Consider the following 14,208-nt stretch of genomic DNA (forward strand, 5'->3'; position numbering starts at 1 on the left):
CTGCGGCCATTCAACCAGGAGACAGCCCGCATGTTCCCGCCCCCCTCGACCTTTCGCCGCGCGCGCTTCGCGCTGTCTTCGCTGGCGCTGGCTGCGCTGCTGTCCGCCTGCAGCATGCCGCGCTTCATATCGCGCTCCAGCCCGTCGCCGGCGCCGGCCAGTGCGGCAGCTGCCGCTGCACCGGCCGCGTCCCAACGAACGGCCGGCTGCCTGAGGCCGGCCCAGGTCGATGCCTGGCTCACGGCCTACGAAGCCCGCAAGCCCGTGCCCAACCCGTCCGCCTCGATGACGCCGGACGATGCGGACTGCACGCGCGCGCTCTTCCAGCAGGGGCTGGCGAAGCGTTACGGCGCACTGGTCGGCTACAAGGCGGGTCTCACCAATCCGGCGGTTCAGAAGCGCTTCAGCACCGACCAGCCGGTGTGGGGCGCGCTCTACAGCCGCATGCTGCTGGACAACGGCGCCACGGTCGATGCCGCCTTCGGCGCGCGGCCGCTGTACGAGGCCGACCTGCTGGTGCGCGTGAAGAGCAGCGCCATCAACCAGGCCCGCTCTGCGGCCGAGGTGCTGGCGCAGGTCGAACAGATCATCCCCTTCATCGAGCTGCCCGACCTGATGGTCGACTCGCCGGCGCAGCTCAACGGCAACGGCGTCACGGCCATCAACGTGGGGGCGCGGCTGGGCGTTCGCGGCACGCCGCTGGCGGTGCCGGCGGACGCGGCCGGCCGCGACCGGCTCATGGCGCAGTTGCGCGACATGAACGTGCGTTTGGTGGACGCGCAGGGCGCGGCACTGGGCGGAGGAAAGGGCAGCGACGTGCTGGGCCATCCGCTGCATGCGGTGGTGTGGCTGGCCATCGCGCTCAATGCCGAGGGCCTGGCGATGGAGCCGGGGCAGCTGATCAGCCTGGGCTCCTTCTCGGCGCTGTTGCCACCGCGACCCGGCCTGCGCGCAAGCGTCTACTACGATGGCGTGCCCGGCCTGCAGCCGGTGTCCGTGCAGTTCCGCTGACCCCTTTGTCGCTTCGCATGCCCCCTGAATCTTCCGTCACGGCCGGCCTCACGCCCCGCATGGCGGGCGTGGTCGAGCGCATGGCCCGCGCCGGCCATCCGCCACTCCACGCCCTTACGCCTGCGCAGGCCAAGCAGGCCTATGAGAAAGGCGCCGCCGTGCTCGAGGTGCCCCGCCCCGAGCTGGCGCGCATCGAGGACCTGCACATCCCGGCGCGCGACGGCACGCTGCTGCCCGCGCGGCTGTATGCGCCCTCCGCCGGACGGTTGCCGGTGCTGCTGTACTTTCATGGTGGCGGCTTCGTGGTGGGCAGCGTGGCCACGCACGACACGCTGTGCCGCGTGCTCGCCCAGCGCTCGGGCTGCGCGGTGGTGTCGGTGGACTACCGGCTGGCGCCGGAGCACCGCTTTCCCACTGCCGTCGACGATGCCTGGGATGCCTTCCGATTCATGGCTGGACACGGTGCCGAGGCCCTCGGCCTGGATGGCCATCGCCTGGCGGTCGGTGGCGACAGCGCCGGGGGCACGCTGGCGGCGGTCTGCGCCATCCAGGCGCGCGACGCGGGGCTGCCGCTGGCCTTGCAGTTGCTCATCTACCCGGGCACCGGCCCTTCGGCCGATACCGATTCCTACCGCCGTTTCGCCGAGGGCCCGGTGCTCACCAGGGCGCTGGTGGACTGGTTCTTCGCCCAATACATCGACGCGGCCGACCGCCACGACTGGCGCTTCGCGCCGCTGCTGGCGGACGACCTGGACGGCGTCGCGCCGGCCTGGATCGGGCTGGCCGAGCATGATCCGGTGGTCGACGAAGGCGTGGCCTATGCCGATCGGCTGCGGCTCGCGGGCGTGCCGGTGTCGCTGGAGATCTACCGCGGCGTGATCCATGAATTCATCAAGATGGGCCGCGCCGTGCCCGAGGCCGAGCAGGCCCATGCCGACGCTGCGCATGCGCTGGCGCAGGCATTGCGGCCCTGATCCGTCGGGCGCACGGCCGGGCCTGCAGCGCTGGCCCGTCGCTGCCGAACCTCTGTTTTCACCTACCAATGGCGGCGCGCCGACCGGCCGCCAGCCACCCCAATAACCATGAACCACGAGACATTGCCCCGCCGCACCGACTTCCGTTTCTTCCACCGCCTGCGCGTGCGCTGGGCCGAGGTGGACATGCAGAAGATCGTCTTCAACGCCCACTACCTGATGTACTTCGACACGGCCATCGCCGACTACTGGCGCGCGCTGGCCATGCCCTACGAGTCGTCGATGCTGGCCCTGGGCGGCGATCTCTATGTGCGCAAGGCCACCGTCGATTACCGCGCCTCGGCCCGTGTGGACGACGTGGTCGACGTGGCCATGAAGTGCGTGCGCATCGGCAATTCGTCCATCGTGTTCGACGGTGCGCTGTTCCGCCAGGACCAGTACCTGGTGGGCTGCGAACTGGTCTACGTGTACGCCGATCCGGCGACGCAGACCTCCAGACCGGTGCCGCAGGCGCTGCGCGACATCCTGCTGGGCTACGAGGCCGGCGAGGCCATGACCGAGGTCGTCACCGGTGACTGGGCCGCTCTGGGCGAGTCTGCCGGTGCCCTGCGTCGCGCGGTGTTCGTGGAAGAGCAGGGCATCCCCGAAGACCTGGAGTGGGACGAAGACGACGCCACGAGCCTGCACGGTGTGGCACGCAACCGTCTGGGCCACGCCATCGCCACCGGCCGACTCCTGCCCGCCGACGAACAGGGCGTCGCCCGCATCGGCCGCATGGCCGTGGAGCGTGTGCTGCGCAGCCAGGGCCACGGCGAGCGAGTGCTGCGCGCTCTGGAGGACGCGGCCCGCGCTCGCGGCGACAAGGCCGTGGCGCTGCACGCCCAGCGCAGTGCCGAGCGCTTCTATTCACGCCTGGGCTACGCCCCAGTGGGTGAGCCCTTCGAAGAGGCGGGCATCGCGCACGTGACGATGCAGCGGGCCTTGTAGCCCGCGGACACGCCGATGCCGGCGGCCCACCGCCTCGGCATCGACCCACTGCTCAGATGTCTTCCAGCAGCGGATAGGGCAGCGGTTGCACGGTCAGCGCCGCGTGCCCGGCGCGCAGGCCCCCAGCTTCCAGCGCCGACACCTGAATCGACACGAACCCGGCCCAGCCGCCCCCCGGCGCCGGAGCCGCCGCGGCCACCGTGCCGACCGGCTGCTCCGGGTCGGCGCCGAAGACCTCCGCGCCGGCGGCGAGGGGCCCGTCGGCGCTCACCACATAACCCCGCCGCTTGAGCGTGCCGCGGAACTGGCTGCGGGCCACCACTTCCTGGCCCGGGTAGCAGCCCTTCTTGAAATTGACGCCGCCCACGGACTCGTAATTGAGCATCTGCGGCACGAAGGCATCGGCCACCGGTGCACCGATGGACACCACGCCGCTCATCACCTCGCTCCAGGCCCAGGTCTCGGCGCCGAGTTCGGTGCCGGCCGGGGCGGCGGTACCGGCTGGGGCCAGCCACAGGGCGCGGGGTACGCCTTCGCAGGCGTGCAGGGCGACGACGCTCACGCCCTCGGCCACCGCATGTCGCTGGCCGGGGGCCGCGCCCGGGTCTGCGCCGGCCGCGGCGATGGCCGCACCGGCCAGGCCCCGCACATCGAAGTCGGCGGTGGCGTCGCTCAGCTTGGCCTTGGCGCGCAGCACGAACATCGACAGCCGCTTGAGCGTGGCCGCCAGCAGGTCGCGCGAGCAGACCAGGAGGAACTGGTCCGGCGCCTGCCGCCAGGCGACGAAGCTGGCGAGCATGCGGCCCTTGGGAGAGCACAGCGCCGCGAGGCGGGCGGCGTCGTCCTTGAGCAGCAGGAAGTCCTGCGTGAGCTGGCCATGCAGGAAGGCCGCCGCATCGGGGCCTTCCGCGCGGATCACGCCCAGCGCGGCGAGCGGGGGCGTCACACCTTGGAAGAGGGGGTGGGTCATGCGTGAATTATCATGGCCGACCCTTGGCGGTGCCCTGCGCGGGACACTCGCCGCAGCCCACGCCGGCGGCCCCGCTCCCGCCCCCTCGGCCGTCCTCGATCCACCCCTTCGCCGTGCGCCGTTTCTTCGTTTCCCTGTTCCTGTTGGCCTTGCTGTCGGTGCTGGCCGTGGGCGGCTGGGCGTTCTGGTGGCTGCACCAGCCGCTGCGGTTGCCGGCCGCCAGTGTCGACCTGTCGGTCGAGCCCGGCACCACGCCGCGCGGCGTGGCGCAGGCCGTGGCCGACGCGGGCGTGGCGGTCGACCCCCGGCTGCTCTACGCCTGGTTCCGCGTCTCGGGCAAGGACCGCCAGATCCGCGCCGGCAGCTACGAGATGGACGCGGGGGTCACGCCGCGCCTGCTGCTGGAGATCCTGGTGCGCGGGCGCGAGGCCACCCGCAGCGTGGTGCTGGTCGAGGGCTGGAACATCCGCCAGGTGCGCGCGGCGCTCGCCAAGGCCGAGATGCTCAAGCCCGAGACGGCCTCGCTGTCCGACGCCGACCTGATGGTGCGGCTGGGCCGGCCGGGCCAGCATCCCGAAGGCCGTTTCTTCCCCGACACCTACACCTATTCCAAGAACTCCACCGATGTGGCGCTGCTGCAGCGTGCCATGCGCGCGATGGACCGCAAGCTGGAGGCCGCGTGGGCGGCCCGCTCGCCCGACACGCCCCTCCGGTCGGCCGACGAGGCGCTGATCCTCGCCAGCATCGTCGAGAAGGAGACCGGCAAGGCCAGCGACCGCGCCGAGGTCGCCGGCGTGTTCGTCAACCGTCTGCGCATCGGCATGCCGCTTCAGACCGACCCGACCGTCATCTACGGCCTGGGCGAGGGCTTCGACGGCAACCTGCGCAAGCGCGACCTGCAGACCGACACGCCCTGGAACACCTACACCCGCCAGGGCCTGCCGCCCACACCGATCGCGATGCCGGGCAAGGCCTCGTTGCTGGCCGCCGTTCAGCCGGCACGTACCAAGTCGCTCTACTTCGTGTCGCGTGGCGATGGCACCAGCCAGTTCAGCGAGACGCTCGACGCGCACAACCGCGCGGTCAACCGCTACCAGCGGGGAGGGCAGTGAACATGGGTCAGCAGCCGGGCCAGGGGCGCTTCATCAGCCTGGAAGGCATCGACGGCGCAGGCAAGTCCAGCCATCTCGACGCCATCGAACAGCGCCTCACTGCGACGGGCCGCGAGGTGGTGCGCACGCGCGAGCCTGGCGGCACGCCGCTGGCGGAGTCGCTGCGGGCGCTGGTGCTCAACGCGCCCATGGATCCGCTGACCGAGTCGCTGCTGGTCTTCGCGGCCCGGCGCGATCACGTCGTGCAGGTGATCCAGCCCGCCCTTGCACGCGGCGCGGTGGTGCTGTGCGACCGTTTCACCGACGCCACCTTCGCCTACCAGGGCGCCGGCCGCGGTTTCGACCTCGACGTGCTGCAGACGCTGGAGCGGTGGGTGCAGCAGCAGGAAGCCGGCGCTGCGCTGCTGCAGCCCGAACTCACGCTGTGGTTCGACGTGGCACCCGAGGTCGCCGCCGAGCGCCTGGCTGGCGCCCGGCTGCCCGACCGTTTCGAGGCGCAGCCCGCCGAGTTCTTCCGCCGCGTGCGCGACGGCTATGCCCGCCGTGCCGCGCAGGAGCCCGACCGCTTTGCCCGCATCGACGGCGGCGTGCGCCGAGAGGCCGTCTGGGCCCAGGTCGAAGCCGCCTTGCAGGAGCGCGGATGGCTGAACTGAACGAGGCGCCGGCGCTCTCGCCCTGGCTGGCCCGCGCGCGCGACCAGCTGCTGCGTCAGCGAGGCCACGCACTGTTGCTGCAGGGGCCATCGGGCCTCGGCCAATACGACTTGGCGCTGGCTCTGGCCGCAGCCTGGCTGTGCGAGCAGCCCACGCCCGAGGGCGCGTGCGGCCATTGCGCCAGTTGCCATGCCATCGCCGTGCGCACCCACGCCGATCTGGCGGTGCTGATGCCCGAGGTGGCCATGATGGAACTGGCCTGGCCGATCGACGAGAAGGCCCAGGCCGAGATCGACGACAAGAAGCGCAAGCCCAGCCGCGAGATCCGTGTCGAGGCCATGCGCGACGCGGTCGGCTTTGCCCAGCGCACCAGCGGCCGCGGCCGCGGCAAGGTCGTGCTGGTGTACCCGGCCGAGCGCATGAACGCCATCTCGGCCAATGCGCTGCTCAAGACGCTGGAGGAACCCGTGGGCGACGTGCGCTTCGTGCTCGCCACCGAGGCCGCCTGGCAGTTGCTGCCCACCATCCGCAGCCGCTGCCAGGCCTTCACGCTGCCGTGGCCGGCCGAGGGCGAATCCGAAGCCTGGCTGGCCGCGCAGGGCGTACCGGCGGCCGAGGCGCCAGCGCTGCTGCGGGCGGCGGGCGGGCGACCGTCCGACGCGCTGCGGATGGCGCGCAGCGGCACATCCGCCAGGGCGTGGTCGCTGCTGCCGCAGGCCATGCGCCGCGGCGACGTCACGGCGCTGGCCGACCAGCCGCCTCCCGCGGCCATCGACACGTTGCAGAAGCTGTGCCACGACCTGATGGCCGTGGCGGGCGGCGGGCAGCCGCGCTTCTTCGAGGCCGCGTCGCTGCCGCCACCGCCTTCGGCGCCCGTGCTCGCGCGTTGGTCGGCGTCGCTGCTCAAGGCGGCGCGTACCGCCGAGCACCCATTCAATGCGGGGTTGATGATCGAGGCGCTGGTGAGCGAGGCGCACGCCGCCCTAAACTCCCGCAGCCCCGAACGCCCATGAACGCGACCGCCGCCCCGTCCGCCCCCCTGCCGCGGCCCAGCGTCATCCAGCTGGCGATCAAGGAGAAGGGCGCGCTGTATGCGGCCTACATCCCGCTGTTCGCCGAGGGCGGCATCTTCATTCCCACTTCGCGCGAGTACCGCCTCGGCGACGACGTCTACGTGCTGCTGAGCCTGCCGGAGGATCCCCAACGCTATCCGGTGGCCGGCAAGGTGGCGTGGATCACGCCGCCACGGGCGGCGGGCAATCGCTCGCCCGGCATCGGCATCCGCTTTCCGGGCGACGAGAAGTCGCGCCAGCTCAAGGCCCGCATCGAGGAGATCCTCGGCGCCAGCCTGGCCTCCGACCGGCCGACCCAGACCCTCTGACGCGCCGGCCTCGTACGAGGCGCCGCGTCCCTTGCCTTCCTCTTCGCTTCGCCCATGTTCGTCGACTCCCATTGCCATCTGACCGAGCCCTCGCTGCTGCAGGACATCGACCGCATCCGCGCCGACATGGCGCAGGCGCAGGTCGACCGCGCGCTGTGCATCTGCACCACGCTGGAGGAGTTCGAGGCCGTCCAGGGCCTGGCTGCGCGCTTCGACAACTTCTGGGCCAGCGTGGGTGTGCATCCGGACAACGAGAACGTGCGCGAACCCGACGTGGACATGCTGGTCGCGCTGTCGGCGCAGCCCAAGGTGGTGGCCATCGGTGAGACCGGTCTGGACTACTACCAGATGGACGCCCGCAAGGGCGGCCGCAGCGTGGCCGACCTAGACTGGCAGCGCGAGCGATTCCGCGTGCACATCCGCGCGGCGCAGCGGGTGGCCAAGCCGCTGGTGATCCACACGCGCGAGGCCTCGGCCGACACACTGGCCATCCTGCGCGAGGAGGGCGAAGACGGCCGCGAGCGCGCCGCCGGTGGCGTCTTCCATTGCTTCACCGAGACGGCCGAGGTGGCGCGTGCCGCGCTCGACCTGGGCTTCTACATCTCCTTCTCGGGCATCCTGACCTTCAAGAACGCCCAGCACCTGCGCGATGTGGCCGCCTTCGTGCCCATGGACCGCGTGCTGATCGAGACCGACAGCCCTTACCTGGCGCCCGTGCCCTTCCGTGGCAAGACCAACAACCCATCCTACGTGCCCTACGTGGCCCAACAGATCGCGCAGTTGCGCGGCATGACGGTCGAGGCGGTGGCCAAGGCCACCAGCCGCAATTTCGAACAGCTTTTCAAGGTCCCCGCCCCATGAGCCTTCCTGCCCGCGCTTCCATCGCCCGCCGCACGCTGCTCGCCTTCGCGGCGGCACTGGCTGCGGCCTCCTGCGCCACCGCGAGTCCCAACGACGACTTCTTCCGTGCCGTCATCAGCGACAACCCCGGGGCGGTGGAGCGGCTGCTCAAGCAGGGCTTCGATCCGAACGGCCGCGACCCCAAGGGTCAGACCGGGCTGATCCTCGCGCTGCGTGAGCCCTCGCCGCGCGTGGCCAAGGTGCTGATCGCGTCGCCGCGCGTGAATGTCGATGCCACCAACGGCAGCGACGAGACACCGCTGATGATGGCGGCGCTCAAGGGCCAGCAGGAGTACGTCAACCTGCTGCTGGCGCGGGACGCGGCGGTCAACAAGCCGGGCTGGGCGCCGCTGCACTACGCCGCCACCAACGGCCACATCGCGATCATGAAGCAGCTGCTGGAGCAGCATGCCTTCATCGATGCCCAATCGCCCAACGGCACCACGCCCTTGATGATGGCCGCGATGTACGGCTCGGCCGAGGCCGTGAAGCTGCTGCTGGACGAGGGCGCCGACACCGCCATCAAGAACCAGCTCGGCATGACCGCGCTGGACTTCGCCAAGCGCGGCAACCGGCCCGATGCGATCGAAATGCTGAGTCGCGCGCAGCAGCTCAAGCCCCGTCCGGCGGGCAGCGGCAAGTGGTGAGCCGCGCAGCGTAGAACTTTCGGATTCAAGCAGTCGACCGGGTGACGGGCCCGGCGCGAAAGTGCTTGCAAGCGGGCGGCAAGCGATGGCCCAATGCCTCTGTTACCTCCCGTTTCAGGCTGACATCGGGCGCCCGTCATGCCTTGCCATGGCGAGCCTCGGCTGTGTGCTCCTGCCCTGTGGTCCGCCTGCGCGTGGCCGCCGTCCTGTGTCTATGAGTTCCCTTTCCGTCCCTGCTCCGGCGGCTCCTGCCGAGCATCTCGACGCGGCCGAGCTGCGCAGCATGGTGCAGCACGACCAGATGGTCTCCGTGCGCCAGAGCGTGCGGGCGGCCATTCCCATCAATGCAGTGCTGACGCTTGCGGCGCTGCTCATGGCCTACAGCGGCGACAAACTCGCGCTGGGCCTGCTGTGGGCCTTGCTGTCCGCCCTCGTCAATGTGTCCCGCGCCGTGGTCTGCCGGCTGCCCTATCGCCGGCCGCACGAGCCCGCGTCCGATGCCGCCGCCCCGAGTGCCCGCTGGTGGCGCACCCGCGGCGTGCACTGGCACCTGCGGCTGACCTCGCTGCTCGGCCTGTGCTCGGGGCTGGTGTGGGCGCTGGTCGCGCTGCTCTGCGATGCCTATACCTCGCCGCAGACGCTCTTCTACCTCACGGTGGTGTGCGGCATCACGGCGGGCTCGGTCACCTATGGCATCGCCTATGCGCGCGTGCCCATCATGTTCATCACGCCGGCGCTGTTGTCGGTGGCCGGCTGCCTGCTCGTCGCGGGCGGATTCGACCGGCAGATGCTGGCCGTGATGGTCTTCGTCTATCTCGCGGCGCTGATCCGCAGTGCCATGCAGAGCGAAGCGGCCTTCAAGCGCGGCAGCCTGCTGAAGAACGAGGCGACCGTGCTGGCCGACCGGCTTCGGCAGGCGCATGAAGCCTCGCACGCCGCAACCCGGGAGCTGGAGTTCCGGGCCAACCACGACCCGCTCACGCGCCTGTTCAACCGCGACGGCTTCGCCGAGGTGGCGCGCTGGCGCCTGGAGGCCGCACAGGAGCACGAGCAATGCCTGCTGATGCTGGACCTGGATGGCTTCAAGGCCATCAACGACATGTTCGGCCACGGCGTGGGCGACCGTGTTCTGCAGGATGTGGGCGCGTGGCTGGGCCGCGAGCTGGCGCCGCTCGGTGCCGTCGTCGGGCGCTGGGGGGGCGATGAGTTCGTGGTGCTCTACGACACGTCCACTGCCGCGCTTTCGCCCGAGGATGTGGCGCGGCTGCTGACGCAGCGTGTCGCGCAGGCGAGTGCGCTGGAGGGCGGCCAGCTCGGCTTGAGCGTGGGCCTGTGCGTGGGCCGCGGCCTGTGCGTGACGGACATGCTGGCCTTCGCCGACGAAGCGCTCTACAGCGCCAAGCGTTCGGGCGGCGACGGCTTCCGCTTCTTCGACCACGGCCTGCAGCAGGCCCTGGTCGTGCGACGCGATGTGGAGCGCGACCTCGGTCTGGGCCTGGACACCGGCGGCATCGTGCTGTGGTATCAGCCCATCTTCACGGCAGGTGGCCAGTTGCACAGCTTCGAGGCGCTGCTGCGCTGGCTGCATCCCCGGCACGGCTGGGTGTCGCCCGAGCAGGTGGTGCATGCTGCGGCCGCCACGGGCAGGGCGCGGCGGCTGCTCGCCCATGTGCTCACGCAGGTGTGCGAAGCCGCCCGTCGGCTCGATGCCGCGGGCCTGGCCCATCTGCCGCTGGCCGTCAACGTCTCACCGCGCGAGATGGCCCACCTGGAAGTGGACGAACTGGTCCTGGAGACACTGCGCGCGCATGCCGTGTCACCCCATCGGCTGCAGATCGAGATCACCGAGGAAGTCGCCCTCAACGCGGAGAACACACACGGCAAGCTGGCACGGCTGGCGGCTGCCGGCGTCGCCATCTCCATCGACGACTTTGGCGTCGGCTATTCCTCGCTGGCCTCGCTGCGCGGAGAACACGTGCGGCAGGTCAAGATCGATCGCAGTTTCATCTCGGGCCTGGACGGCTCGCGTGACAACCAGTTGCTGGTGCGCACGATCCTGCAGATGGCGCGCTCATTGGGCATCGACGCGGTGGCCGAGGGCGTCGAGCGGGCGGAGGAGCTCATGACGCTGCGCACGCTGGAATGCCCTCTGGTGCAGGGCTACCACCTGCGCCGCCCGGCGCCGTTGGAAGAGATCATCCAGCAGCCCTGAGTGGCGCAGAGCGCTGCCCGGCCGCGCAGGCGCCGCGACGCGGCATGTTCACAGGGGCTGCAGCAGGCGTCGCGCCGCGGTCGTGATGGCCGCCGCATCCACGCCGAAGAAGTCGCGCAGCGCGGCGCGCGTGTCGCTGCGGCCGAAGCCATCGGTGCCGAGCGTGAGGTAGCGCCGGCCCTCGGGCACGTAGGCGCGGATGGACTCCGGCACCGCGCGCACGTAGTCGGTGGCGGCGATCACCGGGCCTTCGCTGGCGGCCAGCAGGCGCGTGATGAAGGGCTCGATGCGCACGGCGGCGGCCTCGCTGGTCAGCACCCGTGCCTCGCAGGCCAGACCTTCGCGCGACAGCTCGCTCCAACTGGTGATGCTGAACACCGTGGCCTCGATGCCTTCCATGGCAAGCGCCTGCGCCGCCTTGACCACCTCGGTGAGGATGGCCCCCGAGCCCAGCAGCGTGATGCGCTGCGTGGCTGCCGGTGCGCCCTCGGGCCGTTGCCAGCCGTCGTAGCGCCAGCCGCCGCGCAGCAGGTCCTCGTGCGCACTCGCGGGCACGTCGGGCTGGGCGTAGTTCTCGTTCATCAGCGTGATGTAGTGGAAGACGTCGCGCTGCTCCACCAGCATCTCGCGCATGCCAGCATCGACGATCACGGCCATCTCGCCGGCGAAGGCCGGGTCCCAGGCGCGGCAGTTGGGAATGGTGGCCGCCACCAGGTGGCTGCTGCCATCCTGGTGCTGCAGCCCTTCGCCACCCAGCGTGGTGCGGCCGGACGTCGCGCCCAGCAGGAAGCCGCGCGCCCGCTGGTCGGCCGCCGCCCAGATGGCGTCGCCCACGCGCTGGAAGCCGAACATCGAGTAGTAGATGTAGAAGGGCAGCATGGCCAGGCCGTGCACGCTGTAGCTGGTGGCCGCCGCCGTCCAGCTGGCGATGGCACCGGCCTCGCTGATGCCTTCCTCCAGGATCTGGCCGTCGATGGCCTCGCGGTAGCTCAGCACCGAGCCGATGTCCTCCGGCGCATAGCGCTGGCCCACGCTGCTGTAGATGCCGACCTGCTTGAACAGGTTGGCCATGCCGAAGGTGCGTGCCTCGTCGGCCACGATGGGCACGATGCGCGGGCCCAGCTCGCCGTCCTTGAGCAGGTTGCCCAGCAGGCGCACGAAGGCCATGGTGGTGCTCATCTCCTTGCCCGCGGCCTCGGTGGCGAAGCGGGCGTAGCTTTCGAGCGGCGGCACGGGCAGCGTGGCGCAGTCGGTGCGGCGTTGGGGCAGGGCGCCGCCAAGGGCGGCGCGGCGCTCGCGCAGGTAGCGCATCTCCGGGCTGTCTTCGGCGGGCTTGTAGAAGGCGAGCGAGGTGGCCTGTTCATCGCTCAAGGGCAGGTTGAAGCGGTTGCGGAAGCCGATCAGGTCGGCCTCGTCCAGCTTCTTCTGCGAGTGCGTGGTCATCTTGCCCTGGCCGGCCGTGCCCATGCCGTAGCCCTTCTTGGTGTGGGCCAGGATCACCGTGGGTTGGCCGCGGTGGGCGGCCGCCGCGGCATAGGCGGCGTGGATCTTCACCAGGTCGTGGCCGCCGCGCTTGAGGCGGTCGATCTGCTCGTCGGTCATGCCCTGGGCCAGGCGCTGCAGGGCGTCGTTCTGGCCGAAGAAATGGTCGCGGTTGAAGCGGCCGTCCTTGGCGGCGAAGGTCTGCATCTGGCCGTCCACCGTCTCGGCGAAGGCGCGCAGCAGGGCCCCTTCGGTGTCGCGGGCGAACAGGCCGTCCCAGTCGCTGCCCCAGACCAGCTTGACCACGTTCCAGCCGGCGCCGGCGAAGAGCTTTTCCAGCTCGTCGATGATGCGGCCGTTGCCGCGCACCGGGCCGTCCAGGCGCTGCAGGTTGCAGTTGACCACCCAGACCAGGTTGTCCAGCTTTTCGCGCGCGGCGAGCGTGAGGGCGCTCATGGACTCGGGCTCGTCCATCTCGCCATCGCCGAAGAAGCCCCAGACCTTGCGGCCCTCGCAGTCCAGCAGCCCGCGGTGCGTGAGGTAGCGCATGAAGCGCGCGTGGTAGATGGCGCTGATCGGCCCGATGCCCATGGAGCCGGTCGGGAACTGCCAGAAGTCCGGCATCAGCCAGGGATGCGGATAGCTCGACAGGCCGCGGGCACCGTTGATCGGCGCGGTGATCTCCTGGCGGTAGTGGGCCAGGTCGTCCTCGCTCAGCCGGCCTTCGAGGAAGGCACGGGCATACACGCCGGGCGCGCTGTGGGGCTGGAAGAACACCAGGTCGCCCCCGTGCACGTCGGTGCGGCCGTGGAAGAAGTGGTGGAAGCCCGTCTCGAACAGGTCGGCCGCGCTCGCATAGCTGGCGATGTGGCCGCCGAGCTCACCATAGGCCTGGTTGGCGCGCACCACCATCGCGAGCGCGTTCCAGCGCATCAGTGAGCCGATGCGCTCCTCGATGGCCAGGTCGCCGGGGAAGGGCGGCTGGCGATCCACCCGCACGGTGTTGGCATAGGGCGTGGCCAGCTCGGGCTGCCAGCCGATGCGCTGGGCGCGGGCCACGCGTGCCAGTTCATGAAGCATCCAGCGGGCGCGGTCGGGGCCATGCGCATGCAGCAGCGCGACGAATGCCTCGCGCCATTCGGCGGTCTCGACGGGGTCGGCGTCGGCGGAGGACGGGGTGTCGGTGGTGGCGAGGGCCAGCAGCTGCGCGGCGGAGGTCGGGGCATTCATGCCCGGCACTTTAGGCAGGCAGCCGGCGAATGTGCTGTCGGAATCGGGCGCGTCGACCCTGAGGCCGCGGCATAAAATGCCGCCCGATCACATGGACGCAGCATGAACAACCTCCCGCTCGACGCCACGGATCTGCGCATCCTCGACGAGCTGCAGCGCGACGGCAGCCTGTCGAACGTGGAACTGGCCCGGCGCGTGCACCTGTCGCCCTCGCCCTGCCTGGCGCGCGTGAAGGCGCTGGAGGCCGCGGGCGTCATCGCCCGCTATGTGGCGCTGTGCAGCGCCCCGGCCCTCGGCCTGGGCCTGAACGTCTTCATCTCGATCAGCCTGCGCACGCAGAGCAAGGAGGCGCTGGCGTCCTTCGAGCGACGCATCGCCGAGCACGACGAGGTGATGGAGTGCTACCTCATGACGGGCGACAGCGACTACCTGATCCGCGTCGCCGTGGCCGACATGGCCGCGCTCGAGCGCTTCATCCTGGAGCAGCTCACGCCGATCCCCGGTGTCGAGAAGATCCGCTCCAGCTTTGCGTTGAAGCAGGTGCGCTACAAGACGGCACTGCCGCTGCCGCGACGCTGAGGGCACCGGCCCGTAGGGCCTCCGGGTATTTAAGTCATGCCTAAGCGATGGCTTCCACAGTCACGCCATC

The 14,208-nt window shown here is 70.6% G+C and carries 13 protein-coding genes; 11 read left to right on the plus strand and 2 right to left on the minus strand.

Annotated elements, in window-relative coordinates:
- The first annotated feature begins 114 nt into the window (after positions 1–114).
- The 3 genes from BXA03_RS17200 (at position 115) to BXA03_RS17210 (ending at position 2,972) form a co-directional block, all read left to right on the plus strand.
- Positions 115–1,011, plus strand: a complete 897-nt coding sequence (locus BXA03_RS17200) for a 2-keto-4-pentenoate hydratase (RefSeq protein ID WP_369822446.1) — start codon at positions 115–117, stop codon at positions 1,009–1,011.
- A 17-nt stretch (positions 1,012–1,028) separates the two neighbouring features.
- Positions 1,029–1,985 (plus strand): alpha/beta hydrolase, encoded by a 957-nt coding sequence (locus tag BXA03_RS17205; protein WP_076510070.1) that lies wholly within the window; start codon positions 1,029–1,031, stop codon positions 1,983–1,985.
- A gap of 108 nt (positions 1,986–2,093) precedes the next feature.
- On the plus strand, positions 2,094–2,972 hold the full coding sequence (locus tag BXA03_RS17210) for a YbgC/FadM family acyl-CoA thioesterase (RefSeq protein WP_076510072.1): 879 nt from the start codon (positions 2,094–2,096) through the stop codon (positions 2,970–2,972).
- Positions 2,973–3,024: 52 nt separating this feature from the next.
- Here the strand turns inward: BXA03_RS17210 and BXA03_RS17215 are convergent, their stop codons facing one another.
- Positions 3,025–3,942 carry a CAF17-like 4Fe-4S cluster assembly/insertion protein YgfZ gene (locus BXA03_RS17215; protein WP_076510074.1) on the minus strand — a complete coding sequence of 306 codons (918 nt, stop codon included), beginning with the start codon at positions 3,940–3,942 and terminating at the stop codon, positions 3,025–3,027.
- A 113-nt stretch (positions 3,943–4,055) separates the two neighbouring features.
- On the opposite strand from BXA03_RS17215, the gene mltG reads away from it, so the two are divergent.
- The 7 genes from mltG to BXA03_RS17250 all read left to right on the plus strand — a co-directional run bounded on the left by mltG (position 4,056) and on the right by BXA03_RS17250 (position 10,847).
- Complete coding sequence (gene mltG / locus BXA03_RS17220; protein ID WP_076510076.1) at positions 4,056–5,054, plus strand: endolytic transglycosylase MltG; 999 nt, start codon at positions 4,056–4,058, stop codon at positions 5,052–5,054.
- A gap of 2 nt (positions 5,055–5,056) precedes the next feature.
- A complete protein-coding gene (gene tmk / locus BXA03_RS17225) occupies positions 5,057–5,707 on the plus strand; it encodes a dTMP kinase (RefSeq protein WP_076510078.1) in 651 nt (216 codons plus the stop codon).
- Complete coding sequence (locus BXA03_RS17230) at positions 5,695–6,720, plus strand: DNA polymerase III subunit delta' (RefSeq protein ID WP_076510423.1); 1,026 nt, start codon at positions 5,695–5,697, stop codon at positions 6,718–6,720. The genes tmk and BXA03_RS17230 overlap by 13 nt, the downstream gene beginning before the upstream one ends.
- Entirely contained in the window at positions 6,717–7,088 is a 372-nt protein-coding gene (locus tag BXA03_RS17235; RefSeq protein WP_076510080.1) for a PilZ domain-containing protein, read from the plus strand. The genes BXA03_RS17230 and BXA03_RS17235 overlap by 4 nt, the downstream gene beginning before the upstream one ends.
- Before the next feature lie 54 nt (positions 7,089–7,142).
- The gene (locus tag BXA03_RS17240) at positions 7,143–7,949 is read left to right on the plus strand and encodes a TatD family hydrolase (protein WP_076510082.1); all 807 of its coding nucleotides are present in this window, start codon (positions 7,143–7,145) and stop codon (positions 7,947–7,949) included.
- Positions 7,946–8,635 carry an ankyrin repeat domain-containing protein gene (locus BXA03_RS17245; protein WP_076510084.1) on the plus strand — a complete coding sequence of 230 codons (690 nt, stop codon included), beginning with the start codon at positions 7,946–7,948 and terminating at the stop codon, positions 8,633–8,635. Before BXA03_RS17240 ends, BXA03_RS17245 begins: the two co-directional genes overlap by 4 nt.
- Positions 8,636–8,849: 214 nt before the next feature.
- Entirely contained in the window at positions 8,850–10,847 is a 1,998-nt protein-coding gene (locus BXA03_RS17250; RefSeq protein ID WP_083716149.1) for a putative bifunctional diguanylate cyclase/phosphodiesterase, read from the plus strand.
- Positions 10,848–10,895: 48 nt separating this feature from the next.
- Here BXA03_RS17250 and mdeB read toward each other — a convergent pair whose 3' ends face one another.
- Positions 10,896–13,559: an alpha-ketoglutarate dehydrogenase gene (mdeB, locus tag BXA03_RS17255; RefSeq protein WP_076510088.1), complete on the minus strand. Its 2,664-nt coding sequence runs from the start codon at positions 13,557–13,559 to the stop codon at positions 10,896–10,898.
- Between the two features lie 102 nt (positions 13,560–13,661).
- On the opposite strand from mdeB, the gene BXA03_RS17260 reads away from it, so the two are divergent.
- A complete protein-coding gene (locus tag BXA03_RS17260) occupies positions 13,662–14,138 on the plus strand; it encodes an Lrp/AsnC family transcriptional regulator (protein WP_076510090.1) in 477 nt (158 codons plus the stop codon).
- The last annotated feature ends 70 nt before the right edge of the window (positions 14,139–14,208 follow it).

Origin of the sequence: Pseudacidovorax sp. RU35E (genome assembly GCF_900156165.1) — a bacterium.
Classification (GTDB): Bacteria; Pseudomonadota; Gammaproteobacteria; order Burkholderiales; family Burkholderiaceae_C; genus Xenophilus.

Coding starts and splice junctions, on each gene's coding strand:
- BXA03_RS17260 (WP_076510090.1), top strand. CDS start 13,662: ATGAACAACCTCCCGCTCGACGCCACGGATCTGCGCATCCTCGACGAG.
- BXA03_RS17240 (WP_076510082.1), top strand. CDS start 7,143: ATGTTCGTCGACTCCCATTGCCATCTGACCGAGCCCTCGCTGCTGCAG.
- BXA03_RS17250 (WP_083716149.1), top strand. CDS start 8,850: ATGAGTTCCCTTTCCGTCCCTGCTCCGGCGGCTCCTGCCGAGCATCTC.
- BXA03_RS17215 (WP_076510074.1), bottom strand. CDS start 3,942: ATGACCCACCCCCTCTTCCAAGGTGTGACGCCCCCGCTCGCCGCGCTG.
- tmk (WP_076510078.1), top strand. CDS start 5,057: ATGGGTCAGCAGCCGGGCCAGGGGCGCTTCATCAGCCTGGAAGGCATC.
- mdeB (WP_076510088.1), bottom strand. CDS start 13,559: ATGAATGCCCCGACCTCCGCCGCGCAGCTGCTGGCCCTCGCCACCACC.
- BXA03_RS17205 (WP_076510070.1), top strand. CDS start 1,029: ATGCCCCCTGAATCTTCCGTCACGGCCGGCCTCACGCCCCGCATGGCG.
- BXA03_RS17200 (WP_369822446.1), top strand. CDS start 115: ATGCCGCGCTTCATATCGCGCTCCAGCCCGTCGCCGGCGCCGGCCAGT.
- BXA03_RS17245 (WP_076510084.1), top strand. CDS start 7,946: ATGAGCCTTCCTGCCCGCGCTTCCATCGCCCGCCGCACGCTGCTCGCC.
- BXA03_RS17210 (WP_076510072.1), top strand. CDS start 2,094: ATGAACCACGAGACATTGCCCCGCCGCACCGACTTCCGTTTCTTCCAC.
- BXA03_RS17235 (WP_076510080.1), top strand. CDS start 6,717: ATGAACGCGACCGCCGCCCCGTCCGCCCCCCTGCCGCGGCCCAGCGTC.
- BXA03_RS17230 (WP_076510423.1), top strand. CDS start 5,695: ATGGCTGAACTGAACGAGGCGCCGGCGCTCTCGCCCTGGCTGGCCCGC.